This window comes from Streptomyces hyderabadensis (assembly GCF_020404845.1).
Lineage (GTDB): Bacteria > Actinomycetota > Actinomycetes > Streptomycetales > Streptomycetaceae > Streptomyces > Streptomyces hyderabadensis.
The window spans coordinates 83,589-109,193 of record NZ_JAIOJZ010000020.1 but is presented as its reverse complement, the minus strand read 5'-3'; the positions used below and the strand labels follow the sequence as shown (position 1 = coordinate 109,193).

Sequence of the window (25,605 nt, the reverse complement as noted above, 5' to 3'; positions counted from 1 at the left end):
GTGCGGGGCCCTGCTGCTTGTTGGCGTACTGAGGGGGGTGCGCCGCCGCTAGCCCAGGAGGCCGCCGACCAGGCGTCCGCCGGGCTCTCCGGTGGAGGAGGAACCGTCGGCGTCGCCGCTCCCGGTGGAGCCGCTGGAGCCGCCGCTGCCGCCGCTGCCGCCGGTCGAGGTGCCGCCCGCGGTCGGGCCCGCCGTGGTGCTCGGCGCCTGGCCGCCGCCCGGAGCCGACTGCCGGGGCGGGGCCTGGCCGCCCGTCGTGCCCTGGGTCTGGCTCGGCGTACCGCCGCCGCTGGAGGTGCCGCTGCTGTCGCGAGTCGCGCCCGGAGCGGTCGCCGCGTCCTCGGAGGGGGTGGACGCGCCGCTGGTGGCGCCCTGGGTGGGGGATGCGGAGGCCTCCGGGGACGAGGACTCCGGCTCGCGGGTGCCGGGCTCCTGCGGGAGCGGGGAGCCGGGCAGCTCGTTGCGCGGGGCCTCGCCGGGCCCGGGGACGACCACGCGGTCGGCGTCCCGGACGGCACCGCCGAGGACCGAGCCGACGAGGAGGGTGACACCGGCGACCAGGAAGGTGATCACGGCGCCGCGGCGCAGGACGTAGCGGCGCAGGTCCCAGATGTCGGAGCGGGGGCCGAGCCGGCGCCAGGCGCTGCCCGCGAGCCTGCCGTCCACGGAGTAGACGGGCGCCCCGGCGATGATCAGCGGGGACCATGCGGCGAGGTAGATGATGTCGGGCGCGTCGTAGACCGGGACGCTCTTCCAGCTGACGGTGACGAGGAGCGCGGCGGACAGTCCGGCGCCGATGACGGCGGCCACGCGCTGCCAGCAGCCGAGGACGGTGAGGACGCCCACCAGCACCTGGAGGAAGGCGATGACCAGCCCGGCGCCCACCGGGTGGGCCAGGGCGAACTGGCGCAGCGGCTCGGCGACGTCCCAGGGGTGCAGGGTGTTCAGCCACTTGACCATGGAGCCGCGTTCGCCGCCGTCGAAGTAGACGGGGTCGCAGAGCTTGCCCATGCCGGCGTAGATGGAGATGAAGCCGAGGAAGACGCGCAGGGGCAGCAGGACGACGCCGAGGTTCATCCGGCGGCCGGGGAAGTAGGCGTGGCGGGCCGGGTCGTCGGTGCGGCGCCTGCCGCGCGGCTCGTCCTGGTCCGGGTCGTCGGCGTAGCCGGCGGCGAAGTCCTCGGTGCCGTAGGCGGCTTCGCCGTAGGGGGCACCGTCGTAGCCGGGCCCGCCGTACGCGGGCTCGTCGTAGGCGCTGCCCACGGTGCGCATCGCGGGCAGCAGCCGGGTGCCCTCGGGGACGGGGCCGCGCTGGGCGCCGACGAGGGGGGTTTCGAGCGTCTGGGTGGCGGGGCCGTCGTCGAGGTCGACCCGGGGGATGACCTGTGTGGCCCCGGCGTCGGCGGAGAGGTCGGCGGCCGGGTCGTCGGCGTGGTGCCCGGCTCCCGCCCGCACCGCCTGGAGCAGCCGGTGCGCGCCGGTGTCGTCCGGGTCGGACCGCCCGCTCCACACGACGGCGCGGCGGCGGCCCGCGGCCGGGGCGGCGGGCATGCGGGCGGTGTCCTGGGTGGCGCTCAGGTGCCGCGCGATCCGCGGGGACTGGGTCCGCCGCGCGGAGGCACCGAACTGCACGCGGAAACTCGCGTGGTTGACGATGACCTGGGCCGGATCGCTCGGCACCTTCACCATGCTCAGCGCGGGAGCGTCGTCGTATCCCGACGAGCGGTCCCCCGTGGGTGTGCGGGGTGTTCTGGTGTCCACACTCATCTAACCGAGTGATGTGTCGTTAGGACACTGCCTTGACCGCCCCGATCTGTCCGGACCGCGTCAAGCATGTCCGGACAGCCTCGAACACCCCGTTTGAGCTATTCGGCGAACACCCGTTCAGGAGCGCCGGCGCGCCGCCTCGTACAGCACGATCCCGGCCGCCACACCCGCGTTCAGCGACTCCGCGCCGCCCGGCATCGGGATCCGCACCCGGAAGTCGCAGGTCTCGCCGACGAGGCGGGACAGGCCCTTGCCCTCGCTGCCGACGACGATGACCACGGGGCCGTCGAGGGCGTCCAGGTCGCCGAGTTCGGCCTCCCCGTCGGCGGCGAGGCCGACGACCGTGAGCCCGGCCTTCTGGTACGACTCCAGCGCCCGCGTGAGGTTGGTGGCCCGGGCCACCGGCGTACGGGCGGCGGTCCCCGCGGACGTCTTCCAGGCGCCCGCCGTCATGCCGGCCGCGCGCCGCTCGGGCACGACGACGCCGTGGCCGCCGAAGGCGGAGACCGAGCGGACGACGGCGCCCAGGTTGCGCGGGTCGGTCACGCCGTCCAGGGCGACGATCAGCGGGTCGGCACCCTCGTCGTGGGCGGCGGCGACCAGGTCCTCGGGGTGCGCGTACTCGTACGGCGGCACCTGGAGCACCAGCCCCTGGTGGTTGAGCCCGTTGGTCATCCGGTCCAGCTCGGGGCGCGGCGCCTCCATGAGGTTGATGCCACCGCGCTCGGCGGCGAGCTGCAGCGCCTCGCGCACCCGCTCGTCGTTGTCGATGAACTGCTGGACGTAGAGCGTGGAGGCGGGCACGCCCTCGCGCAGCGCCTCGCAGACCGGGTTGCGGCCGACGACCAGCTCGGACGTCGACCGCCCGCCGCCGCGCCGCTGCTGCGGGCGTCCCGCGGCGCGGCGCGCCTTGGCGTTGGCGGCGCGCTGCTTGGCGTGCCCCTTGCGCATCTCGGCGGGGGGCGTCGGCCCCTTGCCCTCCAGGCCCCGGCGTCGCTTGCCGCCGCTGCCGACCTGCGCGCCCTTCTTGCCGGACATGCGGCGGTTGTTCGCGGCCATGAGTACCTGTCTCGCTCTCTGCGACTTCGCGTCTCTACGGGAGTGTGCGTCGTACGTGCGTCTTGTGCAGTGTGCCGCCCGGAGGGCCGGGCGGCACAATCGATCTACGGGCTCGTCCCCCGCCGCCCGGTCGGATCAGCGGGAGCCGAGGGTCCAGCGGGGTCCCTGGGGGCTGTCCTCGATGGTCAGTCCGGACTGTCCGAGCTGATCGCGGATGGCGTCGGCGGTGGCCCAGTCCTTGCGTGCCCGGGCGCCCTCGCGCTGGTCGAGGACGAGCCGGACCAGGCTGTCGACGACATGGCGCAGGTCCTCGCCCTGCTCCTGTTCCCCGGCCCACTGCGCGTCCAGCGGGTCCAGGCCGAGCACGCCGAGCATGGCGCGGACCTCGGCGAGGCGGGCGACGGCGGCGTCCTTGTCGTCGGCGGCCAGCGCGCTGTTGCCCTGCCGGACCGTGGTGTGCACGACCGCGAGGGCCTGCGGGACGCCCAGGTCGTCGTCCATCGCGGCGGCGAAGGCGGGCGGCACCTCGGCGGCCGGCTCGACCGTACGGCCGGCCAGCTCGGTGACCCGCTGCACGAAGCCCTCGATCCGCGCGTACGCCGACTCGGCCTCGCGCAGGGACTCCTCGCTGTACTCGATGGTGGAGCGGTAGTGCGGGGTGCCCAGGTAGTAGCGCAGCACGACCGGCCGCCACTTCTTGGCCATCTCGCTCACCAGCACGCTGTTGCCGAGCGACTTGGACATCTTCTCGCCGCTCATGGTGACCCAGGCGTTGTGCACCCAGTACCGGGCGAAGGCGTCGCCGAAGCCGCGGGCCTGGGCGATCTCGTTCTCGTGGTGCGGGAAGATCAGGTCGATGCCGCCGCCGTGGATGTCGAACTCGCTGCCCAGGTACTTGTGCGCCATCGCGGAGCACTCCAGGTGCCAGCCCGGCCGCCCCCGCCCCCACGGCGTGGGCCAGCTCGGCTCCCCGGGCTTGGCCGCCTTCCACATGGCGAAGTCGCGCAGGTCCCGCTTGCCGGTCTCGCCGTCCTCGGAGGGCTGGCGCAGGTCGTCGAGGTCCTGGTTGGACAGCGACAGGTAGCCCGGCAGGGACCGGACGTCGAAGTAGACGTTGCCGTCGGCCTCGTAGGCGTGGCCGCGCTCGATCAGGCCGCGCATCATCTCGACCATCTCGGTGATGTGGCCGGTGGCGCGCGGCTCGTAGGTGGGCGGCAGGCAGCCGAGGGCGGCGTAGGCGTCGTTGAACGCCCGCTCGTTCTCGTACCCGATGGACCACCAGGGGCGGTTCTGCTCGGCCGCCTTCTTGATGATCTTGTCGTCGATGTCGGTGACGTTGCGGATGAACGTGACGTCGTAGCCGCGGTAGGTGAACCAGCGGCGCATGATGTCGAAGTTCAGCCCCGACCGGATGTGCCCGATGTGCGGGGCGGCCTGCACGGTGGCACCGCACAGGTAGATCGAGACGCAGCCCGGCGTGAGGGGGGCGAAGTCACGGATCTGCCGGGCGCTGGTGTCGTACAGGCGAATAGTCACGTGTCCAGGGTAGTAGGCGCCGGGCAGTGCCCAGGGCACACGCACCCCGTTGTTGCGGTGACTTCTTGTCCCCGCGAGTCGGGTGGTGGGTGGGCATGGCCGGGGCCAGGGGCGGAGCCCTTGGCGGGGCGCGGGGCGGAGCCCCGCACGGCGCGTCACCCGGCGGCACCTCTCACACTGCGCCCCGCCCGGCTAGGGCACCCGCACGACCAACGCCGTGGCCACCGCCATCAGCCCCTCCCCCCGCCCGGGGAACCCCAGCCCGTCCGTCGTCGCCCCCGAGACGGACACCGGCGCCCCCACCGCCGCGGAGAGCACGGCCTGCGCCTCGTCCCGCCGCTTGCCGATCTTCGGCCGCGCCCCGACCACCTGGACCGCGACGTTCCCGATCCGGAACCCCGCCGCCCGCACGATCCGCGCCGCCTCCGTCAGCAGCGTCACCCCGGACGCCCCGGACCACTCCGGCCGTCCGGTGCCGAAGTGCTGACCGAGGTCACCGAGCCCCGCCGCGGAGAACAGCGCGTTGCACGCCGCGTGCGCGACGACGTCGGCGTCGGAGTGCCCGGCGAGCCCGGGCCCCTCGCCCTCCCACTTCAGCCCGGCGCACCACAGCTCCCGCCCGTCCTCGAAGGCATGGATGTCGGTACCGATCCCGACCTGCGGCAGCAGCACCTGCGCGTCCGTCTCAGAACCCATCGTTCAGCCTCCTGCGCGCCAGTACCGCCTCCGCCAGCACCAGGTCGAGCGGCCGCGTCACCTTGAACGCCTCCTCGTGCCCCGGCACCACCACCACCGCGAGCCCGAGCTGCTCGACCATGCTCGCGTCGTCGGTGACGTCGTCGGTCACCGTCTCGTGGGCCCGCACCAGCGTCGCGCGGTCGAAGCCCTGCGGCGTCTGCACCGCGCGCAGCCGCGCCCGCTCCGGCGTGGCCACCACCGGCTCCGGCTCGCCCGGCGCCGCGGCCGGCTCGACCTGCTTGACGGTGTCGGCGAGCGGCACCGCCGGCACCACGGCGGGCGCGCCCTCCCGTACGGCGTCGATCACCGCGTCCACCGTGTCCACCGGCACCAGCGGCCGGGCCGCGTCGTGCACCAGGACGATGTCGTACTCGGGCGGCAGGGCCTCCAGGCCGAGCCGTACGGACTCCTGCCGGGTCTCGCCGCCGGGCACCACGAGGAAGTCCGTCCGCTCGGGCAGCGCGTGCGCGTCCAGGAGGCTCTTGACCTCGGCCGCGCCGTCGGGCGGGGCGACGACCACGACGAGGGAGACCCCGCGGGAGGCGGCCATCGCCCGGACCGCGTGGATGAGCATCGGCGTGCCGCCCAGCGCGCGCAGGGCCTTCGGGGCTCCCGGGCCGAGCCGTACGCCCCGTCCGGCGGCCGGAATGACGGCCGCGGTGCGCGTGTTGGCACGGGTGTCGGTGGGCATCTCGGCGGGCGAGGGACGCGATTCGTCAGACATCGGTTCCTGTCAGGTTTGTGTGCTCGACCTAGTTGGGTATGGCCTCACCGTGCCGGGCGCGATGCCTTGACCGGACCCTTCCGTGACCCTGGTCGAGCCAGCAGCCCGGGCCCGGCACGCCAGGACCCGGGGAAACCTCCCGGGACGAGCGTACGAGGATCACCGGCATCCGGACGCCCGGATACCGGAACCGGACACCGCGTCCGGGTACGAACATGCCGCAGCGCCCGGCGACAGCAAGGATGTCATCGGGCACCGCGGCATTTCAGTGCGCTGAACTCGGATCCGGTCGGATCATGGATCCCGTCGGATCAGGGATCCCTTCGGATCAGGAGGCGAGCACCTCGTCGAGCAGGGCCTCCGCCTTGTCCTCGTTGGTGTTCTCCGCGAGAGCCAGCTCGCTCACCAGGATCTGCCGTGCCTTGGCGAGCATGCGCTTCTCACCTGCGGAGAGTCCGCGCTCGCGCTCCCGGCGCCACAGGTCGCGCACGACTTCCGCGACCTTGATGACATCGCCGGACGCGAGCTTCTCCAGGTTTGCCTTGTAACGACGCGACCAGTTCGTGGGCTCCTCGGCGTACGGCGCGCGCAGTACTTCGAAGACCCGGTCCAGCCCGTCCTGACCGACCACATCACGCACGCCGACGAACTCCGCATTGTCCGCTGGCACACGTACCGTCAGGTCGCCCTGGGCGACCTTCAGCACCAAGTAGGTCTTGTCCACGCCTTTGATCTGGCGAGTTTCGATAGCCTCGATCAGCGCGGCCCCGTGATGGGGATAGACCACGGTGTCGCCAACCTTGAACGTCATGTGACAGGTACCCCTTCCGTGGCTATCCAGGGTAACACGGAAACGGCGTCTTCTGAATGGCGTTTTCGCAGGTCAGGGCATATCTCGGGGCTTGACAACAGCGACCGGAACGTGCTGCGCCGGGCTGGCGGAAGAAAGTATTCGCAGGTCGGAGCGGCTCTCCAGGCCGGGCGAAACACGCACGTCACACACCTCCGGAGCCCTCTCCACCCGCCCGAAGATCCCGATATGTCCGGTTCCACGCGTGCGACTTCCGCTACTCCGTTCGGTGGCCGTGACGGGGTTCCGGACGAATCCGGAATTGATCACGAGCCGCCCCGTCCGCCCCACCGGTGATCAATTCCCCGGCCGTCCGCGCATTCCTTCACGGAAATTTCGCGTAGCGATCAGCGACCTGTATGGCGGAGGGCTTCATAGCTGAATGTCGGACGAGTACGAGCGGCAAAACGGCCCGTCCGCACCCCGCCGGGACGGCACCCGTACCCCGTCCGGGCCTACCGCCTGCCGGGCGAAGCGGGATGTCTTGGGGGAGGGTCGGGTGCGGCGGCCCGAGAACGGCTCGGTAGCCTAAGGCCGCTGACAGCCACTTAGGGCGGCTTTATCCGTAGCCGCCACCCCGCTCGAGTCCAAGGAGTTGCCGCCGCCGTGAGCAGCAGCCTTCGACGCGGTGCCCTCGCCGCCGCCGCCATCGCGTTCTCGATCGCCTCGCTCGCCGCGTGCGGCGCCGGTCACAACGCCCAGACGCTGGAGATCAAGCCGGACAACGCTGCGACGTCCGTCGGCGACATCAAGATCCAGAACGCGGTCGTCATCACCCAGCCCGACCTGGAGTCGACCGGCCCGGCCGTGGTCTCCGCCACCCTGTTCAACGGCGGCGACAAGGACCAGACCCTCGAGTCCGTCACCGTGGCCGGAACCGACAAGTCCGCCGAGCTGAAGCCCGCCAAGGGCGAGAAGGGCGACCTGACCGTCCCGGCCGGCGGCTCCCTGGTCCTCGGCGGCAAGGACAACGCCGCCGCCGTCCTGCCCAGCAGCCGCGAGGCGATCCGGGACGGCAACGCGCAGAAGATCACCTTCACCTTCAGCGAGACCGGCGCCGTGAGCCTGCGCGCGTTCGTCGTCCCCGCCGAGAGCTACTTCTCCGAGTGGGGCCCCAGCGAGACCCCGGCGGCCCCGGGCGCCTCCGCGCAGCCCTCCGGGGAGGCCTCCGCGCAGACTTCGGGCGAGCCGTCCGACGGTGAGTCCTCCGGCACCCCGGCGGACGGCGAGACGAACGGGACCGGCACGGGCGAGTCCACCGGCGAGACGGACGGAACCGGCACGGGCACCGACGCGGGCACCGACGCGGGCACGGACGCGGGCACCGGCACCGGCACCGGCACCGAAGCCGGCCACTGAGCGCCGTACCGTACGGACGCACCCACGTACGACCGAAGGGCGGGACCTCTCCACGAGGCCCCGCCCTTCGGTCGTTCCGGTGGACCGGCCCGGCCTACGGCTCGAACTTGTACCCCAGCCCGCGCACCGTCACCAGGTACCGCGGCGCGCCCGGGTCGGGCTCGATCTTGGCGCGCAGCCGCTTGACGTGGACGTCGAGGGTCTTGGTGTCACCGACGTAGTCGGCGCCCCACACCCGGTCGATCAGCTGCATGCGGGTCAGCACCCGGCCGGCGTTGCGCAGCAGCATCTCCAGCAGGTCGAACTCCTTCAGCGGCAGGTCGACCTTGGTGCCGCCGACGGTCACCACGTGCCGGTCGACGTCCATCCGGACGGGACCGGCCTCCAGGGCGGCCGGGGCGACCTCCTCCGGCTCGCCGCGCCGGCGCAGCACGGCCCGGATGCGGGCGACCAGCTCGCGGGAGGAGAAGGGCTTGGTGACGTAGTCGTCGGCCCCTATCTCCAGCCCGACGACCTTGTCGATCTCGCTGTCCTTGGCCGTCACCATGATCACGGGGACGTTGGAGCGGCCGCGCAGCTGGCGGCAGACCTCGGTGCCCGGCAGGCCGGGCAGCATCAGGTCGAGGAGCACGAGGTCGGCGCCGTTGCGCTCGAACTCGTCGAGTCCGTCGGGGCCGGTGGTCGCGATGGCGACCTCGAAGCCCTCCTTGCGGAGCATGTACGACAGGGCGTCGGAGAAGGACTCCTCGTCCTCGACGACGAGCACACGGGTCACGGAAGGACCTCCGGGGCGGGGAAAGATTCGTACGGGGATGTGTGGGATGCAGGAGATGCGGGAGATGCAGGAGATGCATGGGGGGATGAGGACGGCCGCTCGGTCTCGTCGTCGAGTCCGGCGCGGTCGGACCGCTGCTGCGCGCGGTCGCGGGCCGGGCCCGCCTCCGGCAGTCGCAGGGTGAAGGTGGAGCCCTGGCCTTCGGCGCTCCACACCGTGACCTCCCCGCCGTGCGAGGCGACCACGTGCTTGACGATCGCGAGACCCAGACCGGTGCCTCCGGTGGCCCGGGAGCGGGCCGGGTCGACGCGGTAGAAGCGCTCGAAGACGCGCTCCTTGTCCTTCTCCGAGATGCCGATGCCCTGGTCGGTCACGGCGATCTCGATCAGGTCGCCGCCGGGGGCGGCGACCCGGCGGGCGGCTATGCCGACGCGGGTGCGGGCCGGCGAGTAGTTGACGGCGTTCTCCACGAGGTTGCCGAGGGCGGCGGCGAGCTGGCCGCGGTTGCCGCGTACGTGCAGGTCCGCCGTGCCGCCGGCGGCCATGGTGATCTGCTTGGTGCCGGCCGCGTGCCGGCAGCGGTCGATGGCCTCGGCGACCAGCTCGTCCACCCGGACGGGCTCGGCGTCGTCGAGGGGGTCGTCGTTCTGCACCCGGGAGAGGTCGATCAGCTCCTGGACGAGGTTGGTGAGCCGGGTCGCCTCGATCTGCATCCGCCCGGCGAACCGCTCCACGGCCTCCGGGTCGTCGGCGGCGTCCATCACGGCCTCGGACAGCAGCGACAGCGCGCCCACCGGCGTCTTCAGCTCGTGGCTCACGTTGGCGACGAAGTCGCGCCGTACGGCCTCGATGCGGCGGGCCTCGGTGAGGTCCTCGACCAGCAGCAGCACCAGCCGCGACCCGAGGGGCGCGACGCGTGCGGACACGGCTAGGGCCTCCCCCCGCCCGTTCCCCCGTCGGGGCAGGTCCAGCTCGACCTGTCGTATCTCGCCGTCCCGCCGGGTGTCCCTGGCCATCTGCAGCATGGGCTCGACGGCGAGCTTGCCGCCCCGGACCAGGCCGAGGGCGTACGCCGCCGAGCTGGCCTTGACCACCGCGTCGGCCTCGTCGAGGACGACGGCGGAGGAGCGCAGTACGGACAGGACGGTGTCGACGCCGGGCGGCAGCACGGGGTCGGTGTGGAGCGAGGTGCGGGTGGGGCGCTTCTGCTCCCGCTCGCTCCAGCGGAACGCCAGCACGGCGATGACACCGGTGAGTACTCCGGCGATCGCCGCCACTGCGGCGACCGCCGCGTTCACGTCCATGTCTCCAGGTTAGGCACGGCGAACCGTCCGGCCCCAGCCATCGGAGTGCGACCTCGAACACTCGTCGCCCAGAGTTCACCTTGGAGCCAGGGACGGTTCATTTGGGGTGCCGGAAACGGACGCGTACAGGCCGGAACGTGTAAGCGTGGGGGCACGGCGAGGGGCGCGAAGCCGTCTTCGAGCCCCCGAAACGGACGCACGAGAGGGAATCCTGATGCGGGACGCGTACCACGAGGAACTTGATTCGATCGGTGACGGTCTGGTGGAGATGGCCCGGCTGGTCGGGTCGGCCATCGGACGCGCCACGACCGCGATCCTCGACTCCGACCTGAAGCTGGCGGAGGCCGTCATCGAGGCGGACCAGAAGGTCGACGACCTCCAGCACGAGCTGGAGGCCCGGGCGATAACCCTGCTGGCCCGGCAGCAGCCGGTGGCGACGGACCTGCGCATCGTCGTCACCTCGCTGCGGATGTCGGCCGACCTGGAGCGCTCGGGCGACCTGGCCCAGCACGTGGCCAAGCTGGCCCGGCTGCGCTACCCGGAGCGCGCGGTGCCGCACGACCTGCACGCCACCATCCTGGAGATGGGCCAGCTCGCGCAGCGCCTGATGGCGAAGGCCGCCGAGGTGATCATCACCAAGGACGTCGACCTGGCGCTCCAGCTGGAGCAGGACGACGACGCGATGGACCTGCTGCACCGCACCCTCTTCCAGCACCTGATGGACGACCGCTGGAAGCACGGCATCGAGACGGCGGTCGACGTGACCCTGCTGGGCCGCTACTACGAGCGCTACGCGGACCACGCGGTCGCGGTCGCCAAGCGGGTGGTCTACCTGGTCACCGGCGAGCACGCGGACGACCTCCAGTCGGACATCCAGCCGGCGACACAGGTCGAGGGGGCCTGAGGGTCCGAGGGGCCTCGGCTGCTGAGGGACCTGGGGGCTGATGGACCTGAGGGTCTGACGGACCTGAGGGGCTAATGAACCTGAGGGGCTAATGAACCTGAGGGGCTAATGAACCTGAGGGGCTAATGAACCTGAGGGGCTAATGAACCTGAGGGGCTAATGAACCTGAAGGCCTGCGGCCCGCGCGCGTCAACGGCGCATTGGAGCGCGTGTCCGCTTCCGTGCGCCGTTGATGCGACGGCCACCGGGGGCGTGCAATGGACCCATACACCCGGGTCCCAGGCACCCGCTTCCAGGAGGAACCATGGCCGATTCCCCCAGCACGAAGCCCGACCCCGCACAGGAACGCCCCACCGAGCAGCCCGCCGAGATCCGCAGCCTGCCGCTGATCGCCGCCTGCGGCTGCGGCTCGGGCTGCGGCTGCGGCTGCCAGTCGGGCAGCCCCTGCCAGTGCGGCTGACGCGACAGCGGTCCGACGGCGGCCGGCCCTCCGGCCGCCGTACGGCCGCCGCCGAAGACCACCCCTGGGTGTCACGTCGTACGACTTGAGTACGGGTACTCAGGCCCCCGCCCCCGTCGCGGCCCGACCCTGGAGACAGGAAGCGAGGCAGGAAGCCTTACGCAGACGACGAGCCCGGGGAGCGCGAGACCCGATGACGAAGACCACCCTCACCACGCGGATCCGCACCCTGACCCGCCTGACCGTCACCAACCGAGTCTCGGCGGTCTACCTCGCCCTGGTCGGCGGCGCGATGGCCGTCGCCGCGGCGGGTCCCCTCTTCACGACCGGCCCCGACGCCTCCCTCATCTGGGTCTGGCCGGCCCTGTTCACCTTCCCGGCCTTCGGCTTCGTGGCCTGGCTCGGCGAGGCGGGCTGGGGCGGCGAGGCCCCGGTGTGGTTCCTCGTCGGCGGCATCGTGCTCTCGGCGCTGGTCCAGTCGCTGGCCCTGGGGACGGTGTGGCATACCCTGCGCGGACGCCGTGCCCACCGCACCCGCCTGACGACGGCGAACTGACCCCGCCCCCCGGGGCCCTTGGGCCGCTCGCGGATGCGAGAGTGACCCCATGACGGCACCGGGAACCACGGTCGTGGCGGTCGACGAGGTCGAGGACATCGCGGTGGAAGGGCTGCGGTGGCTGACGGGGACCGCGCGGGAGACCCGCGAGGGCGGCCTCGCCTGGCCGACCAGGCCGTCGGACGACGCCGACGAACCCACGCTCTACAACGGCACGGCCGGCATCGTCCCCGTCCTCCTCGAGGCGTGGCGGCACTTCGGCGACGACGCGTACGCCGACACCGCCCTGCGCGCGGCCCGCGGTCTGGCCGCCCGCGTCGACGACCTGGACGACGACTCCCTCTACTTCGGCCGCACCGGCCTGGCCCTGGTCCTGCGGGCGGTCCACGACTCACTGGGCGACGCGGCCGCCGGCGAGGCAGCGGACCGCGCCCTGCGTCTCGTCCGCTCCCGCTTCGACGGCACCCGCTGGGGCGAGCTGTTCGAGCTGATGGGCGGCAACGCGGGCATCGGCCTGGGCGCCCTCCTGTGCGGCGACCCGGATCTGGCCGTCCTGGCCGTGGAGCCGTACCTGCGCACGGCGGAGCGGACCGCGCACGGCGTCCACTGGCCCCACCGCCCGGGTACCGACTCCCGCCTGCACCACGTCTCGCACGGCACCCTCGGCATCGCCCTGGCCCTCGCCCGCGTCGGCGCCGCCACCGGCCGCGCCGACCTGCTCGGCCTGGCGCTGTCCGCCGCGGCCGACGTCGTGTCCCGCGACTCCGCGGGCCCCGAGGGCTTCCTGGCCCCGCACTCCACCCCGCAGTACCTCCCGGACCTGATCGACCCGGTCAGCTACGGCTGGTGCCACGGCCCGGCCGGTGACGCCCAGCTCTTCCGCACCCTGCGCGACGTCACGTCCGACCCCGCCTGGACCACCCTGGCCGACCGCTGCTGGCACACGGTCGTCCACTCCGGCGTCCCCGAGCGGCTGCGCCCCGGCTTCTGGGACAACAACGGCCGCTGCTGCGGCACCGCGGGCGTCCTGGCCCTGGCCTGCGACCGGATCGCCGAGCAGCGGGACGCGTTCGACTTCGCCGACGTCCTGGTCGCGGACCTGACCGCGCGTGCCGTCCGGGACGGTGCGGGCGCCCGCTGGTCGAACGTCGACTTCCGGTCCACCCCGTCCGGCCTCGAGCCCCGGCCCGGCTGGGCGATGGGCAACGCGGGCATCGTCCGCGAGCTGCTCCGCTACGTGCGTCTGGCCCGCGGGGGCGACCCCGGGTACGCCTTCACGTGGCCGGACCAGCCGGCGGTGACCACCGCGCAGGGTCGACCGCTTGCTCGGTGAGCCGGTGCATGCGCAGGGCGGCGTCCCGGTCGAAGGCCGCCCCTTTCAGGGTGATCGTCCTCGACGGACTCCGCAGCCACCCGGGCCAGGCGCGGCTGCCCGTCCCCTGACCGGCCGGGGCGGCAGACGCCGACCGAACCGAACCGCAGCGATCGGGTGCCGTGGCGGTGCCCCCTGCCACGGTGGATGCCGAAGGGAGGCCCCGTGATCTCGGCCCTGAACCGCCTGGTCGACCTGGTCGAGGACCGTCTCGGCGAGGAACCGGACGTCCCCGCGCTGGCCGCGACGCTCGGCACCACCGAGTACCACCTGCGCCGGATGTTCTCGTCGCTCGCGGGCATGCCGTTGTCGGAGTACGTCCGCCGGCGCCGCATGACCGTCGCCGCCGCCGACGTCGTACGGGGCGGGGACGACCTGCTGGGCATCGCCGTCCGGTACGGATACGGGTCCACGGAGGCGTTCGGACGCGCGTTCCGGTCGGTCCACGGCGCCGCCCCGCGCGAGGTACGCCGCGACGGAGGCCCCCTTCGGACACAGCCGCAGCTCAGGTTCCGCCTGACCGTCGAAGGGAGCACCCCCATGGACACCCGCTTCACCGACCGCCCCGCCTTCCGCCTGATCGGCCACGCGACCCGCGTCCCGCTCATCCACCAGGGCGTCAACCCGCACATCCAGGAGCACATCGCCTCCCTCCCCCAGGACACTCACGCCCGCCTGAAGTCGCTCGGCGACACGGACCCGGCCGGACTGCTCCAGGTCTGCGACGACGTGGCCCAGGACAGCGCGGAGGGCACCGAGCTGACCTACCTGCACGGCGTCGCGGTCTCCGGGGGCACCCCGGCCCCCGACGACCTGGACGCCATCGAGGTACCGGCCGGCACCTGGGCGGTCTTCCGCAGCTCGGGCCCCTACCCGGAGACCCTCCAGAGCACCTGGGCGGCCACGGCGTCGGAGTGGTTCCCCTCCAACCCGTGGCGCCTGCGCCCCGGCCCGTCGATCGTCTCCGTCCTGGAGCGCGCGGACGACTTCACGACGGCGACGACGGAACTGTGGCTCCCGGTGGAACCGGCCTGACGGGCCGGCGACTCACAGCGGCCTGATGCGGGCCTTGAGCAGACAGAACTCATTGCCCTCGGGATCGGCGAGGACGTGCCACGGCTCCTCGCCGGTCTGCCCGATGTCGGCCGGACGCGCCCCGAGCTTCAGCAGGCGCTCCAGCTCGGCGTCCTGATCGCGGTCGGTGGCGTTGACGTCGATGTGCAGCCGGGACTTGCCGGGCTCCGGCTCGTCCCGGCGACTGAGGATGATCGTCGGCTGCGGCCCGCCGAACCCTTCCCGCGGCCCGATCTCGAAGTACTCGTTGTCCTCGCGGTCGAGCACGACGAAGTCCAGCACCTCGCACCAGAAGCGCGCCAGCGCCTCGGGGTCACGGCAACCGAGCACCAGCTCACTGATCCGACAAGCCATGGACGAAAACCCGCTCTCGACGTGGGAAGCACCGCTACGAACGCGCTGTGACGCTATCCGGCGGGGCGGGCGGGGGCGAAGCATTTCCCACTGCTAGCTTCCGGGGCCATGGCGACGGACAGCGTGTACGTGGGCAACGCGGGCAAGGACGCGGCACTGGACCGGGGGTGGCTGCTGGGGCACTTCAAGGACCCCTCCGACCCCCGGCACAGCGAGGACGTGGAGATCAAGTGGGGCGTCCACCCCAAGGGGGACGAGCGCGCCCACTGGGTCTCCGGCGAGGAACGCACCGCCCTGCAGGTCCTGGTCAGCGGACGCTTCCGGGTGGAGTTCCCCGGCCGCAGCGTCGTACTGGCCGAGCAGGGCGACTACGTCGTGTGGGGCAGGGGCGTCGACCACTCCTGGTACGCGGAGGAGGAGTCCGTGGTGCTGACGGTGCGGTGGCCGTCCGTGCCGGGGTACGCGGTCGCCGACGGGGACGACTCGGGGACGCGGCCCACCGGGCACTGAAGTTCTCCTCGACGGCGCCGGCTCCGCCCCGCAACCTGCGAACTCTCCACTTGCCACTCCGGAAACCCGACACTTTCCACGCCGGAAACAGACTGCTATTGTTTCCGTCATGGAAAGCAACGGGGTACCACTCACGCCGGAGCAGGCCCGCGCCGCCCTGGCCGACACCGAGCGCGTCCGGGTCTCGACCACGGCACTGACCGCCACGCCGTGGCCGACCTGGTTCTTCATCACGCTGACGCTCTACGCTGCGGCGCTTCCGATCGCCCTCGGCGGCATCGTGGCCGACCGTGACTGGTTGCTGCCACGCTCGGCCTGGATGGCCACCATGCTGGCGATTACCGCGCTCTACGCGGCGCTCTTCTCCGTCGCGGCGAAGGCGTGGCGGGAGAAGACCGGCGTGGCCCTGCGCATGGACGTACTGCCGAAGCGGGCGACCCTGCCGCTCATGGTCGGCCTGCCCCTGCTGCTGGTCGGCGGACCGTACGCCTTCCGTGCCACGGGAGAGCCGGTGTGGCTCGTCGCGGCCTCGCTGATCGGCGCGGCGGTGTCCGTCGGCTTCCACCTCACCTTCGTACGCCTGCACCGGAGGACCGCGTGAGCACCGGAGACGGCGACCCGATGGAGGGCTTCGACACCACCATCCACGCCCCGCACCGGCTGCGCGTCTGCGCCCTCCTGGAGGCGGCTGGCGAGGCGGAGTTCGCCCTGGTCCAGAGGAGACTCGGGCTCTCCGCCTCGGCCCTGAGCAAGCACGTCACGGTCCTGATGGACGCCGGCTACGTCGAGCAGCGCAAGGCCGTCCGCGACACCCGCCAGCGCGTGTGGCTCCGCTTGACCCGCCAGGGCCGAGCCGCGTATCAGGGCCACCTGGCGGCACTGCGCGCGATCACGGCACCACCGGACCCGGCTCACTGACCGGGGCCACCGGCCAGGGCGCGGTCGAGCAGGGGCAGCAGACGGTCCCAGTGCAGTTGAAGCGCGGCCGAGTCGAAGGCATCGGTGTCTGCCATCGTGAACCCGTGGACGGTGCCGGGGTAGATCTCGGAGGTGTGGCGGACACCGGCGGCGTCCAGTGCCTGGTTCAGCTCACTGAGGGCCTCGGGCGTCAAGTCGCCCTCCGCGTGCCCGAAGTGGGCCTCGGCGGTGAGCCCGGAGAGACTGTCGGGCCCGTCGGCTCCCACCGGCGCGTGGAATGCGGCGAGGGCGGCCACCTGCCCCGGGTGGGCCACGGCGGTGCGCGTCGCCAGGAGACCGCCGATGCAGTACCCGGTCACCGCGACCGGCCCGGCGCCGACCTCGGCCTGAGCGGTGAGGAACGTGAGGAAGGCGTCGGCGTCCCTCAGGGCGCGTTCTGCGGTGTGCGCCTCGATCATGGGCATCAGCCGCTCGAAGACCGCGGGTCGCTCCTCTTCTCCGATGTGCTCGGGAAGCTCGATCACCGGTGCCGGGCCGTGCCGGTAGAAGAAGTTGGGGACGAGTACGTAGTACCCGTGCCCGGCCAGTTCACCGGCCATCTCCCGCAGCACGGGCCGGATCCCGAAGCCGTCCGGGTACATCAGCACCCCGGGGTGCGGCCCCGCACTCCCGGGGAAGGCGGCGAACGCGTCGGCCTGTCCGTCCGCGGTGGGGATCTGCAGCATCTTGGTGGGCATGAACTCTCCTGTCGTGGTTGATGCGTCAAGCCTGTGATCAACACGACGGGAGGCGGAGCCCGCGCGGCGCTCAGCGGAGCACCGGGTCACCAATCCGTGTGTGGCGCGAAGCCGTCCCGGTAGTCATGACTGCACACCGTAGCCCACCGGACGCCGTACTGCCGGGGCCCTGGGAGCCGGGGCCTCACTCCGGCGGATAGATGTCCCCGCCCCGCTCCATGCTTTCCTCTTCGCTCTGGCTCTGCAGCCTTCGCGCCTTCTCCTGGAGCCGCTTGCGCTCGCCGGGGTCGTCGGCCCGTTCCGAGGCGGCCTTCAACTCCTGGGCCTTGTCACACATCTGCTGGAGTCGGGCGCGAACTTCTCCGCTGGCACTCATGAGATCCGTCCTCGCATCGTGAGTGTGCAGTTGCGTATACCAGCGAAGCACGCTCGGCTACCTCCCGCATCCCCTCTGGCCTGCAGGTCAGCGCACGACCAGGCGACCGAAGACTCCTTTCTTGAGCGACCGATCCAGATCGGTTACGGTGGAGCCATGGCAAGAACCCGGGAGTTCGACACCGAAGCGGCGGTGAGCCGCGCGATGGAGCTGTTCTGGACACGCGGCTACGAGGCCACCTCGGTGCGCGACCTGACCGGGCACCTGGGGATCGGGCAAGGATCCTTGTACGCCGCGTTCGGCGACAAGGACGGCCTCTACCGGGCGGCGCTGGAGCACTACCGCACCACCCTCGCGGCGGCCGCCCTGCGCAGCCTGGAGGAAGGGGCGGACGCCCGGTCGGCGATCCGCACGATGCTGGTCGAGCGGGTCCGGATCGCCGCGGGGGACGACGGCCGGGGCTGCCTGGCGGTCAATGCCGCCTGCGAGCGCCTGCCTCAGGACGCGGCGACCCGGCGCACCGTGCGCGACATGCAGGACGCCAGCCGGGACGCGCTCGCCGAAGTACTGCGGGCCGCGGCGGAGCGGGGCGAGATCGCGAGGCGGCACGACCCGGACACCCTCGCCGCCTTCCTCGTCACCTTCCTCAACGGACTGCTGGTCTCCGCGAAGATCACGCCGGACGCCCGCACCCTCGAACCCCTCATGGAGGTCGCGCTGGCCGCCCTCGACTGACTTTTTCATGCCCGGAATCTGTAACAGACGATCCAGAAAATCGCCGGTGCCCGCCCGGACACGGAATCCGGCGACCCCGCCCCGCCCGCACCCTGACCGAAGACTCCGGAGGACCCATGCCCCGCACATCCATCCCGACTACGCCCGTCACCCCGACTGCGCCCGCCATCCCGACTACGCCCGCCATCCCGGCCACGCCCGCCGCTCTCGGCGGAAGCCGCTGGAACACCTTCCCCGCGGCCGGCACCACCCTGACCGCCCGCGAGTTCTTCACCGCCACCGAGCCGCTGCTCCAGGGCATCATCGACGACAACGCCCTCACCAGCGCCGACATCGAGGTGCTGGAGGGTCAGATCCGCGCGACGCTCGCCCTCGGCACCCGGGAGACCTCCCTCCCGCTGTTCCTCGGCCCGGACAGCGCCTCGGCAGCGCGCGAACTGGGCGCTCAGGCCGAGACGATCGGCCAGGAGCTGGCCTCCTGGTCGACCGAGGCGCTGAAGAGGCTGCTGACCGCCCCGGTACCGCTGCCCGCCGGCCCGCTGGTCGTCCGCAGCCACTGCTACGGCCACCTGCTCACCCCTCCCGCAGCCGATCTGCTCCGCGGACGCCGCGGCGGACCGGTCACGATGCAGCTCTACAACGAGTGGCTGCACCAGATCGTCCTGCTGCGCGACGCCGTACTGCCCTTCACCAACTGGCAGGACGCCCCGCTCCCGATCACCCCGACCGGACTGCGGCACACCGAGCCGGCCCGCGACGCGTTCCTCACCGAACTCCTGGTACGGCAGATCCGGCACACCAGCATCGTGGCCTTCGCCCGCACCGTCGTGACCGGCACCTCCGGCCCGGCCGGCTACGGCTTCGACGCGAGTGGCGGCACCGCCCTCCCCGCCGTCCTCGACCAGCCGCCCCTGACCGCGCCCCGGCACCTGCTGACCTGGCGCCCCGACCCGTCCGTCGGTGAAGCCGCCACGTACGTCGCCGAGATACAGGACTACTACGCCGCACCCCGCACGCTCGTCGAGGACCTGCCGCCCGCCACCACCGCGTCCGGCCCGCTCGCCGCCCGTCCCGTCACCGCACCGGTCGTCGACGGGACCCGCACCGCCCGCATCGAGGTCACCCGCGACGGCACCACCGCCCACGTCGACCTCGGCCAAGCCCTGCGCGGCCACCGCTTCACCCAGCGTGAGAGCCCCGACGCAGGCGACGCACCCGGCACCGCCGACGCCTGGTCCGCACTGCGCGCGCCGGGACTGGTGTGGACGCAGGACGGCGACGTCACCCTGGACGCCACCGGCCAGGACGGCCTCGTCGTACTGGCCCTGCTCGGCCGGCTCTACCCGGAGAACCTCACCCTGCGCCCCGCGGACCGTTCCGCCGGCCGTTCCGCTGCCCGGACGACCACGGACGGCACCGGACCGAGCCGCCTGACGATCCTCGTCGACCCGGCACCGGCCCCCTGACGCCCGCATCGCCACGCACACCAGGAGAGTTGAAGAAGAAGAACATGATGTTCGACCACGAGGGAACGCCCGTCCGCACGGGCCGAGCCGCCGTGAACGGAACGAGTCTCCACTACCGCACGGCCGGGTCAGGCCCCGCGGTGGTGCTCCTGCACGGCGTACCCAAGACCAGCTACCACTGGCGCCACCTCGTTCCCAGGCTGACGCCCCACTACACCGTCGTCGTGCCGGACCTCCGCGGTCTCGGCGACTCCGCCCGGCCGTCGGACGGCTACGACTCCGCGACCATGAGCGACGACATCGCCGAGCTGATGAACCACCTCGGGCACCGGACGTACACCGTGGTGGGCGAGGACTGGGGAGCGGTGATCGGCTACCAGCTCGCCGCCCGCCACCGCGACCACGTCACCGCCCTCGTGTTCGCCGAGGCGCTGTTCCCGGGATTCGGCTTCGAGGACCACACGGCCCTCACCCCCGAGAACGTCTCCAGCGGCATGCACCTGTGGCACCTGGGCTTCTACTTCCAGCCCGACGTACCCGAGATGCTGATCAGCGGACACGAGCGCGAGCTGATCACCTACATGATCAAGTACGAGCGCAGTCGGCCCGACACCGCCACCCCCGAGGCGGTCGACGAATACGTGCGCTGCTACTCCATGCCCGGCGGCATCCGCGCGATGCTCTCCATCTACCGGGCCATGCTCGTCGACGCCGAACAGAACCGGCAGGCCGCACAGAAGAAGCTGGACATCCCGGTCCTGGCCCTGGGCGGCTCCGCGTTCATCGGCGACCGCTGCGAGTCCCAGATGCGGCTCATGGCCCACGACGTCACCGGCCACGTCTTCGACGCCGGCCACGACCTCGCGGAGGAAGTACCGGACGAGATGACCGACGTCCTCCTGCCCTTCCTGGCCACCCACCAGTAACGGCCCCCGGCCGCCGAGTTCACCGCGTCGAAGCGACCCGGCACGGCGAGGGCCTCGTGCGCGTGCCTGAACCGAACGATCTGTTTCCGCACAGCCACGAGGCCCTCCTGGCCCCACCAGCGTCGGGCGAGCGCCCTCAGGCACCCCTCAGGCACGGAGTCAGTCTCACGCTCGTCCCAACACTGGGGCCCCACACCCGTGGGATGGAGCGAAACCGCGCGGCCTACGCGTCGAAGTCGTACTCCAAGACGTACGAGGCGGCGTCCAGCTTCATTTCGTTGACCTCGATGGCACGACCCTCGGCCGTGAACGCGGTGCGGCAGATGACGATGACCGGGGTGCCCGCGGCCATGCCCAACTGGTCGGCCTCGCCCTTCGAGGGCATGCGTGAGCGGATCTCCTCACGGAAGTGAACCGGCCCGTGGCCGAGTTCGCCGAGCCGGGCGTACGTCCCGCCCTTCCCGGTGTCCTCCTGAGTGATCGCGGACCCGGCGACCAGCGCGGCGGACAAGTAGCTCGTCGCGAGCAGGACCGGCTTGCCGTCCAGGACGAAGCGCCGACGCCGCACGCACACCGCCTCCCCGTCGGCCAGCTCCAGGACCGCGGCGACGCCCTCAGGCGCGACTTCCTCCGACACGGCGACCCGGTCCACCTCCAGGGAGCGGTCCTCGATGTCGACCGCCCAGATGGACTTGCCGTTGCCCCATTGCTGCTGGGCCAGACGCTGAATGCCCCGGCGTCGAAGCGGGCGAAACTCCCGGACGAACACACCGGCGCCCTTGCGGGCCTCGGCGACGCCTTCGTCCCGGAGGACGCTCAAGGCCTGGCGGGCCGTCATGCGCGCCACGCCGTGCGTGGCCATGAGGTCGTTCTCCCCCGGGAGCCGATCACCGGGACCGTACTCGCCCGACCGGATCGCTTCACGCAGCGTGTCCGCGATCCGCTGGTACTTGGGCCGTCGGTCGTCTCCGGCACTGGCCATCCCGCGGGCCTCCTCTCCTTCTCTAGACACCTTAGGCCACAGGTTGGCGGCCTGCTCGCCGCGAGTAGGGCTCAACCTTCCCAAGGGCCTCCGGACGAGGGCAGCTTGACGTCTCTAGAGATGTTCGTCACAGTACCTGTCTAGAGATGTAGCAGTGACTTCCCGAGCGAGGGGTGCCGTATGACGTCGCACGCGATCGATCCGTCTGCTGCCGTGGTCTCAACAGAGAGAGAGCCAACTCAGCCGCCCGCCCCGGACACAGGGAAGCGGCGGCAGCACCCCCCTTGCGGCCTCAGCAGCGGGGAGTGAGCGCGGGTGACCTACGCGATCGACCGCTATCCCTGTGCGGAGTCACCGCGCCTCGGCGCGATGACCTTGCACCCCGTCGCCGAGTCCGTGCCCCGGGCCAGACGCTGGTTCCGAAAGTTCGTCACTCCCTACCAGCTGACGTGCTCGATCGACGACTGTGTCCTGCTGCTCTCCGAGCTGGTGACCAATGCCGTCGTCCACGGCACGTCAGACGCACCTTGGCTCGTCCGGGTCGAGTGGTTCCGTGTGGAGGCGTCGCTCCGGGTCGAGGTGCACAACCCGGGGCTCCCGGAGAGCGTGCGGACCAGGTGCCCGGAGGCCAACGACGCGCACGGGCGCGGGCTGCTACTCGTCGACGCCGTCGCCGACTCCTGGCAAGCCGGCCCCAGCCGCTTCGGCGGAACGGTGGTCTCCTTCCAGATGGCCAACGCCTGGCCACCGCCCTGACATGACCGCCCGCACGAGCTGCCAAGCGGGCCGAGGACGAGGGCGGGCTGACGTCGGCTTACCTCTTCGCGCCTGGATCTTTCCGGGGATCTTGATGAGCTGGGTTTCTGCTGGTCAGGGGCAGTGGGCTCGTGCGCTTGGTGGTCGTCACTAGTCGCCATCGGCAACCTGTCGAGCGTCTTCGGACCGCCCAGAGACGGCCCAGCCAGCACCGTCATGAGCGTCGGCTTACGGCGCTACGCAGCGCCTCGAACCAACCTATGAAGAGCCACCTCAGCCACCAGAACCACCCTCTGCGCCTGCGTTGCGGCTGTGGTTCCGGACCCGTCGACATGCGCGGAAGTCGGGGAGGAGTAGAGAGAGTAGAGACACGCGGGCTTCGGCTTCGTAGGCCTCCACCACCGTGCAGATGGCAGTAGCCGTTCCATCCGGCCAGATTTCCGCACGCTCGTCCCTGCCGTGTCACCCCGGCGCAACGCCCCATGAAGCGAGTCTGGCAGAGCCTGCACGGGCAAGGGCGACTATGGGGCAACTGCTTGCGGGAGCTACGGAGTCTCGCGGAGCCATCAGCTTGGGAAGCTGAGGTGATCCGCAACGGTTCGCCGGGCTGACCTGCGCCGTAGCGGCGTGGGCGCTTGACTGACCGCCGATGTGCTACCCGCTATTACCTGTGGTTCCCCGCAGGATCTGGCACAGCCGCCGTTGATACGCGCTTCCACCACCAAGCGGCCGGCAGATGCAGCCGCCTGCCGCTTCTTCGACTGCGTCCAGGTTGTCTCGGCTTGTGCAGCGCGCGCCGCCGAGGCTACTAGCGGGTATCGGTATCCCTTCCCGTGTGGTTGGGCCCCAGTCTGAGGGAAAAAGCGCGACTGGACCATGAGCATCCATGATCGGGAGTAGTGTTCTCCTGTATCAGGAAAACGGGAGGTTAGAGTGACTGAATTTATGCGCGTTCAGGAAAAAATTCAGCTGGCTCGCGAACTTGGCGAGAGCCAGTTCCGTGAATTCAAGAGCGCGCTTCAGGGGCCTCCTGATGCCAAAGTGCGACGTCCTGTTGTTGATGTTTGTAGGGACATCGCTGAAGCTCTGGTTGGCTTTGCAAATGCCGAGGGCGGAGAGTTGCTGGTTGGAGTTGAGGATGATGGCTCGATCACAGGAGTTAGGCATTCCGAAGCAGATATCCAGCGCATGCTCGCGGCTCCGGCAGATCGAGTAATGCCAGAGACCCCCCTTCCGACGCCTGTGCGCCTTCGAGCAGAATTCGATGGCAAAATGGTCTTGTATTTTAGCGTGGATAAAGGGACGGAGCACGTACATCAGACGACTGATGGGAAGTGCTTGCAGAGAAATGACCTAGAGACCCGCCCAATTTCTACCGGCGCGATCAACCTTGAGCGCCAGGAGAGAGCGTCAAGGGAATATGATCGCCAGTATGTCGACGGCGCCACGATTGGTGACCTCGACACATCTCTGATTGAGCGTGCGCGTGACAAGGTGGCTCCCGGGCACTCGGTTGAAGCATTCTTGGGCTTTATGAAGCTCATGGACTTCTCGACTCGTGGAGTACAACTCAGGCGGGCTGCGCTTCTCCTGTTCGCTCAAGACGTCACGTTGTGGCATCCTCGTTGTGAGGTCCGTATCTTTCGAGTGCAGGGAAATGAGGTAAGAACAGGTCGAGATTACAACGTCTCGAAGAGCGTGCAGGTTGCGGGAGCCCTTTTCCAGTTGATCTCTGAAGCATGGGATCAACTGCGCCCCTACTTGGTTGAGACTAAATTTGGCCCGGAAGGCACCTTCGAGGAGAAAATTCTCTATCCGGAAGATGCTTGCTTGGAGGCGCTCACGAACGCGATCGCTCACCGCGATTACAGCAATGAAGGACGCCCCATTGAAATCTATGTATTCGACAATCGGATTGAGGTAAAAAGTCCCGGCGGCCTTCTGTCGAATGTGACGATCGGGGAACTTCGACAATTGAAAGGTGTGCATCAGTCCCGCAATGCGTATCTGGCGCGCGTACTTCGAGAACTCGGGTACATGCGTGAAATGGGTGAGGGGATGCGTAGGATCTTCCACTTGATGCGTGTCCATGATCTCGTTGAGCCGGAGCTTCAAGCTGATCCCTCCTCGTTCACGATCACCCTCCATCACAGATCAGTCTTCTCGCCAGAAGCGCAGCGCTGGGTAACCGCATTCGATAAATTCAACCTGACCCGCGAGGAGGCACGTGTTGTACTCCTCGGGCAGAATAATTCCAGAATCAGTCCTCAGCAGATCATTGATGCCCTGGATATTGTCGACACGGACCAACTTCGATCGGTCGTCGAGCAGCTGCAGACGAAGGGGATTTTGATTAACGTCCTCACCAAGGTGCAAGTGAACAACTTGGTAAAGAGGGAGAAACTGTCGAGCCGCCGTCTGGTGCGCAAGTTTGCGATTCGTCCTCCATTTGAATGTGAGAGATTCCTTTCTCAGTTCCTAATGGAGGTTATTCGTGAAGCAGGCGGAAGCGTGGTTACAGTCGGTTCCGTGAAGCGAGCAGTTGGACGCCTACCCATTGAAAATCCCTACAGTAACCCAGGCACTCGAGGCGCTTTTGGAGCACTTCTGGCTCTCGGGTTGATTGACGATCAAGGGAATCCAATCGGTCGATTGCGGAGCTTGACCCTATCGGGTGAGTTGGTTGCGCCCGAGCCAGTAAAGTCGAAAAGCCAGAGCCGGGATATCGCCACTGCGGGGGCCGATCCTGAAGAATCTGTAGTCGAAGACTTCGAAAGCGGGCGTGATTCCGAGACACCCCGCAAGGTCTACGTAGGGAATCTTCCTTTTTCTGCAACATCGAAACAGCTAGAGGAAGTGGCGCGCCAGTACGGAAAAGTTCTCAACGTTTCGGTTCCTCTGGATCTCTACACCGGCAATTCAAGAGGGTATGGCTTCGTTGAGTACGCCCGCGAGAGCGATGCTACTGCTGCGAAGAATGGTATGCGGAAACACATGTGGGGTGAACATCGCATTTCGACGGCTTGGGCGCGGGCTCGAAAATAGATAGCTGCGACGTAATCGCATTACATGAACGAGTGGAGCCTTGACCGCCGTGTGGTGCTGCAAGCCCTTTAGTCGGTCGGTGGAGCGGCTTTGGGTGGCGCTGCTTTAGCGCGAGTGATCATGGCTCCCATAAGCTGCTGGCGCGTCGGGCAGTCTGTGGACCTGCCCGATAAAGGCGGATTCATGGCACTCCGGCCCAGCCACCTCGGCGGCACGGTCGTCTCGTTCGTGCCGCCGATGCCTGGCCGGCCTAATGGAGATGCGAACGACCTTGAGTGCCACCGACCGCGGGGCCCGAGCACATGAAAGAGCCCCCTCCCGG

General features: G+C 70.1%; 26 protein-coding genes. 14 read left to right on the top strand and 12 right to left on the bottom strand.

From position 1 onward, the window contains the following. Window positions 1-48: 48 nt before the first annotated feature. From K7854_RS17820 to K7854_RS17795, 6 genes are all read right to left on the bottom strand, one after another. On the bottom strand, window positions 49-1,767 hold the full coding sequence (locus tag K7854_RS17820; RefSeq protein WP_226027509.1) for a DoxX family protein: 1,719 nt from the start codon (window positions 1,765-1,767) through the stop codon (window positions 49-51). Between the two features lie 117 nt (window positions 1,768-1,884). Next, window positions 1,885-2,826, bottom strand: coding sequence for a 23S rRNA (guanosine(2251)-2'-O)-methyltransferase RlmB (rlmB, locus tag K7854_RS17815; RefSeq protein WP_226027508.1), 942 nt, complete (start codon window positions 2,824-2,826; stop codon window positions 1,885-1,887). 135 nt (window positions 2,827-2,961) lie between these two features. Beyond that, window positions 2,962-4,362: a cysteine--tRNA ligase gene (gene cysS / locus K7854_RS17810; protein WP_226027507.1), complete on the bottom strand. Its 1,401-nt coding sequence runs from the start codon at window positions 4,360-4,362 to the stop codon at window positions 2,962-2,964. Window positions 4,363-4,554: 192 nt separating this feature from the next. After that, the gene (gene ispF / locus K7854_RS17805) at window positions 4,555-5,058 is read right to left on the bottom strand and encodes a 2-C-methyl-D-erythritol 2,4-cyclodiphosphate synthase (RefSeq protein WP_226027506.1); all 504 of its coding nucleotides are present in this window, start codon (window positions 5,056-5,058) and stop codon (window positions 4,555-4,557) included. Beyond that, complete coding sequence (gene ispD / locus K7854_RS17800) at window positions 5,048-5,824, bottom strand: 2-C-methyl-D-erythritol 4-phosphate cytidylyltransferase (RefSeq protein WP_226027505.1); 777 nt, start codon at window positions 5,822-5,824, stop codon at window positions 5,048-5,050. The genes ispF and ispD overlap by 11 nt, the downstream gene beginning before the upstream one ends. A 328-nt stretch (window positions 5,825-6,152) precedes the next feature. Further along, on the bottom strand, window positions 6,153-6,635 hold the full coding sequence (locus tag K7854_RS17795; protein ID WP_003953493.1) for a CarD family transcriptional regulator: 483 nt from the start codon (window positions 6,633-6,635) through the stop codon (window positions 6,153-6,155). A gap of 645 nt (window positions 6,636-7,280) precedes the next feature. Here K7854_RS17795 and K7854_RS17790 point away from each other — a divergent pair. Continuing rightward, window positions 7,281-8,033: a copper chaperone PCu(A)C domain-containing protein gene (locus K7854_RS17790; protein ID WP_226027504.1), complete on the top strand. Its 753-nt coding sequence runs from the start codon at window positions 7,281-7,283 to the stop codon at window positions 8,031-8,033. Window positions 8,034-8,127: 94 nt separating this feature from the next. Here K7854_RS17790 and phoP read toward each other — a convergent pair whose 3' ends face one another. Beyond that, entirely contained in the window at window positions 8,128-8,799 is a 672-nt protein-coding gene (phoP, locus tag K7854_RS17785; protein WP_011029519.1) for a two-component system response regulator PhoP, read from the bottom strand. Window positions 8,800-8,804: 5 nt separating this feature from the next. Then, a complete protein-coding gene (phoR, locus tag K7854_RS17780; RefSeq protein WP_226027503.1) occupies window positions 8,805-10,112 on the bottom strand; it encodes a two-component system sensor histidine kinase PhoR in 1,308 nt (435 codons plus the stop codon). A 214-nt stretch (window positions 10,113-10,326) separates the two neighbouring features. Between phoR and phoU the strand changes: the two genes are divergently transcribed. The 5 genes from phoU (at window position 10,327) to K7854_RS17755 (ending at window position 14,439) form a co-directional block, all read left to right on the top strand. Next, window positions 10,327-11,016 carry a phosphate signaling complex protein PhoU gene (gene phoU / locus K7854_RS17775; RefSeq protein WP_061444009.1) on the top strand — a complete coding sequence of 230 codons (690 nt, stop codon included), beginning with the start codon at window positions 10,327-10,329 and terminating at the stop codon, window positions 11,014-11,016. Between the two features lie 304 nt (window positions 11,017-11,320). Next, entirely contained in the window at window positions 11,321-11,476 is a 156-nt protein-coding gene (locus K7854_RS17770) for a hypothetical protein (RefSeq protein WP_167458176.1), read from the top strand. Between the two features lie 193 nt (window positions 11,477-11,669). Continuing rightward, a complete protein-coding gene (locus tag K7854_RS17765; RefSeq protein WP_226027502.1) occupies window positions 11,670-12,032 on the top strand; it encodes an SCO4225 family membrane protein in 363 nt (120 codons plus the stop codon). Between the two features lie 49 nt (window positions 12,033-12,081). Continuing rightward, window positions 12,082-13,365 carry a lanthionine synthetase LanC family protein gene (locus tag K7854_RS17760; RefSeq protein ID WP_226027501.1) on the top strand — a complete coding sequence of 428 codons (1,284 nt, stop codon included), beginning with the start codon at window positions 12,082-12,084 and terminating at the stop codon, window positions 13,363-13,365. Between the two features lie 204 nt (window positions 13,366-13,569). Further along, window positions 13,570-14,439: an AraC family transcriptional regulator gene (locus tag K7854_RS17755; RefSeq protein ID WP_226027500.1), complete on the top strand. Its 870-nt coding sequence runs from the start codon at window positions 13,570-13,572 to the stop codon at window positions 14,437-14,439. A gap of 12 nt (window positions 14,440-14,451) precedes the next feature. Here K7854_RS17755 and K7854_RS17750 read toward each other — a convergent pair whose 3' ends face one another. Beyond that, window positions 14,452-14,832, bottom strand: a complete 381-nt coding sequence (locus K7854_RS17750; protein WP_226027499.1) for a VOC family protein — start codon at window positions 14,830-14,832, stop codon at window positions 14,452-14,454. 108 nt (window positions 14,833-14,940) lie between these two features. Here K7854_RS17750 and K7854_RS17745 point away from each other — a divergent pair, with 108 nt between their 5' ends. From K7854_RS17745 to K7854_RS17735, 3 genes are all read left to right on the top strand, one after another. Then, window positions 14,941-15,342 carry a cupin domain-containing protein gene (locus K7854_RS17745; RefSeq protein WP_226027498.1) on the top strand — a complete coding sequence of 134 codons (402 nt, stop codon included), beginning with the start codon at window positions 14,941-14,943 and terminating at the stop codon, window positions 15,340-15,342. Window positions 15,343-15,451: 109 nt separating this feature from the next. Then, window positions 15,452-15,943: a hypothetical protein gene (locus tag K7854_RS17740; protein ID WP_226027497.1), complete on the top strand. Its 492-nt coding sequence runs from the start codon at window positions 15,452-15,454 to the stop codon at window positions 15,941-15,943. After that, window positions 15,940-16,260: a transcriptional regulator gene (locus K7854_RS17735; RefSeq protein WP_372481043.1), complete on the top strand. Its 321-nt coding sequence runs from the start codon at window positions 15,940-15,942 to the stop codon at window positions 16,258-16,260. The genes K7854_RS17740 and K7854_RS17735 overlap by 4 nt, the downstream gene beginning before the upstream one ends. Here the strand turns inward: K7854_RS17735 and K7854_RS17730 are convergent. Further along, window positions 16,254-16,997: a dienelactone hydrolase family protein gene (locus tag K7854_RS17730; protein WP_226027496.1), complete on the bottom strand. Its 744-nt coding sequence runs from the start codon at window positions 16,995-16,997 to the stop codon at window positions 16,254-16,256. The genes K7854_RS17735 and K7854_RS17730 overlap by 7 nt on opposite strands. 184 nt (window positions 16,998-17,181) lie before the next feature. Next, on the bottom strand, window positions 17,182-17,373 hold the full coding sequence (locus K7854_RS17725) for a DUF6381 family protein (RefSeq protein ID WP_226027495.1): 192 nt from the start codon (window positions 17,371-17,373) through the stop codon (window positions 17,182-17,184). Window positions 17,374-17,529: 156 nt separating this feature from the next. Here K7854_RS17725 and K7854_RS17720 point away from each other — a divergent pair, with 156 nt between their 5' ends. The 3 genes from K7854_RS17720 to K7854_RS17710 all read left to right on the top strand — a co-directional run bounded on the left by K7854_RS17720 (window position 17,530) and on the right by K7854_RS17710 (window position 20,500). After that, the gene (locus K7854_RS17720; RefSeq protein ID WP_226027494.1) at window positions 17,530-18,108 is read left to right on the top strand and encodes a TetR/AcrR family transcriptional regulator; all 579 of its coding nucleotides are present in this window, start codon (window positions 17,530-17,532) and stop codon (window positions 18,106-18,108) included. Between the two features lie 116 nt (window positions 18,109-18,224). Next, window positions 18,225-19,574, top strand: coding sequence for a hypothetical protein (locus K7854_RS17715; RefSeq protein ID WP_264087401.1), 1,350 nt, complete (start codon window positions 18,225-18,227; stop codon window positions 19,572-19,574). A gap of 44 nt (window positions 19,575-19,618) precedes the next feature. Continuing rightward, window positions 19,619-20,500: an alpha/beta fold hydrolase gene (locus K7854_RS17710; protein WP_226027527.1), complete on the top strand. Its 882-nt coding sequence runs from the start codon at window positions 19,619-19,621 to the stop codon at window positions 20,498-20,500. Between the two features lie 223 nt (window positions 20,501-20,723). On the opposite strand, the gene K7854_RS17705 is transcribed toward K7854_RS17710, so the two are convergent. After that, window positions 20,724-21,482 (bottom strand): GntR family transcriptional regulator, encoded by a 759-nt coding sequence (locus tag K7854_RS17705; protein ID WP_226027493.1) that lies wholly within the window; start codon window positions 21,480-21,482, stop codon window positions 20,724-20,726. Window positions 21,483-21,797: 315 nt separating this feature from the next. Here K7854_RS17705 and K7854_RS17700 point away from each other — a divergent pair, with 315 nt between their 5' ends. Both K7854_RS17700 and K7854_RS17695 read left to right on the top strand, forming a co-directional pair. Next, window positions 21,798-22,238: an ATP-binding protein gene (locus K7854_RS17700; protein WP_226027492.1), complete on the top strand. Its 441-nt coding sequence runs from the start codon at window positions 21,798-21,800 to the stop codon at window positions 22,236-22,238. Window positions 22,239-23,171: 933 nt separating this feature from the next. Further along, complete coding sequence (locus K7854_RS17695; protein WP_226027491.1) at window positions 23,172-25,283, top strand: ATP-binding protein; 2,112 nt, start codon at window positions 23,172-23,174, stop codon at window positions 25,281-25,283. Window positions 25,284-25,605: the final 322 nt, after the last annotated feature.

What these genes read in the sequence shown, in the direction of transcription:
- K7854_RS17710 (WP_226027527.1), top strand. Translation starts at nt 19,619, where the DNA reads ATGATGTTCGACCACGAGGGAACGCCCGTCCGCACGGGCCGAGCCGCC.
- K7854_RS17795 (WP_003953493.1), bottom strand. Translation starts at nt 6,635, where the DNA reads ATGACGTTCAAGGTTGGCGACACCGTGGTCTATCCCCATCACGGGGCC.
- K7854_RS17740 (WP_226027497.1), top strand. Translation starts at nt 15,452, where the DNA reads ATGGAAAGCAACGGGGTACCACTCACGCCGGAGCAGGCCCGCGCCGCC.
- ispD (WP_226027505.1), bottom strand. Translation starts at nt 5,824, where the DNA reads ATGTCTGACGAATCGCGTCCCTCGCCCGCCGAGATGCCCACCGACACC.
- phoU (WP_061444009.1), top strand. Translation starts at nt 10,327, where the DNA reads ATGCGGGACGCGTACCACGAGGAACTTGATTCGATCGGTGACGGTCTG.
- K7854_RS17765 (WP_226027502.1), top strand. Translation starts at nt 11,670, where the DNA reads ATGACGAAGACCACCCTCACCACGCGGATCCGCACCCTGACCCGCCTG.
- K7854_RS17745 (WP_226027498.1), top strand. Translation starts at nt 14,941, where the DNA reads ATGGCGACGGACAGCGTGTACGTGGGCAACGCGGGCAAGGACGCGGCA.
- K7854_RS17720 (WP_226027494.1), top strand. Translation starts at nt 17,530, where the DNA reads ATGGCAAGAACCCGGGAGTTCGACACCGAAGCGGCGGTGAGCCGCGCG.
- K7854_RS17725 (WP_226027495.1), bottom strand. Translation starts at nt 17,373, where the DNA reads ATGAGTGCCAGCGGAGAAGTTCGCGCCCGACTCCAGCAGATGTGTGAC.
- phoR (WP_226027503.1), bottom strand. Translation starts at nt 10,112, where the DNA reads ATGGACGTGAACGCGGCGGTCGCCGCAGTGGCGGCGATCGCCGGAGTA.
- K7854_RS17760 (WP_226027501.1), top strand. Translation starts at nt 12,082, where the DNA reads ATGACGGCACCGGGAACCACGGTCGTGGCGGTCGACGAGGTCGAGGAC.
- rlmB (WP_226027508.1), bottom strand. Translation starts at nt 2,826, where the DNA reads ATGGCCGCGAACAACCGCCGCATGTCCGGCAAGAAGGGCGCGCAGGTC.
- K7854_RS17715 (WP_264087401.1), top strand. Translation starts at nt 18,225, where the DNA reads ATGCCCCGCACATCCATCCCGACTACGCCCGTCACCCCGACTGCGCCC.
- ispF (WP_226027506.1), bottom strand. Translation starts at nt 5,058, where the DNA reads ATGGGTTCTGAGACGGACGCGCAGGTGCTGCTGCCGCAGGTCGGGATC.
- K7854_RS17820 (WP_226027509.1), bottom strand. Translation starts at nt 1,767, where the DNA reads ATGAGTGTGGACACCAGAACACCCCGCACACCCACGGGGGACCGCTCG.
- K7854_RS17730 (WP_226027496.1), bottom strand. Translation starts at nt 16,997, where the DNA reads ATGCCCACCAAGATGCTGCAGATCCCCACCGCGGACGGACAGGCCGAC.
- K7854_RS17770 (WP_167458176.1), top strand. Translation starts at nt 11,321, where the DNA reads ATGGCCGATTCCCCCAGCACGAAGCCCGACCCCGCACAGGAACGCCCC.
- K7854_RS17750 (WP_226027499.1), bottom strand. Translation starts at nt 14,832, where the DNA reads ATGGCTTGTCGGATCAGTGAGCTGGTGCTCGGTTGCCGTGACCCCGAG.
- K7854_RS17705 (WP_226027493.1), bottom strand. Translation starts at nt 21,482, where the DNA reads ATGGCCAGTGCCGGAGACGACCGACGGCCCAAGTACCAGCGGATCGCG.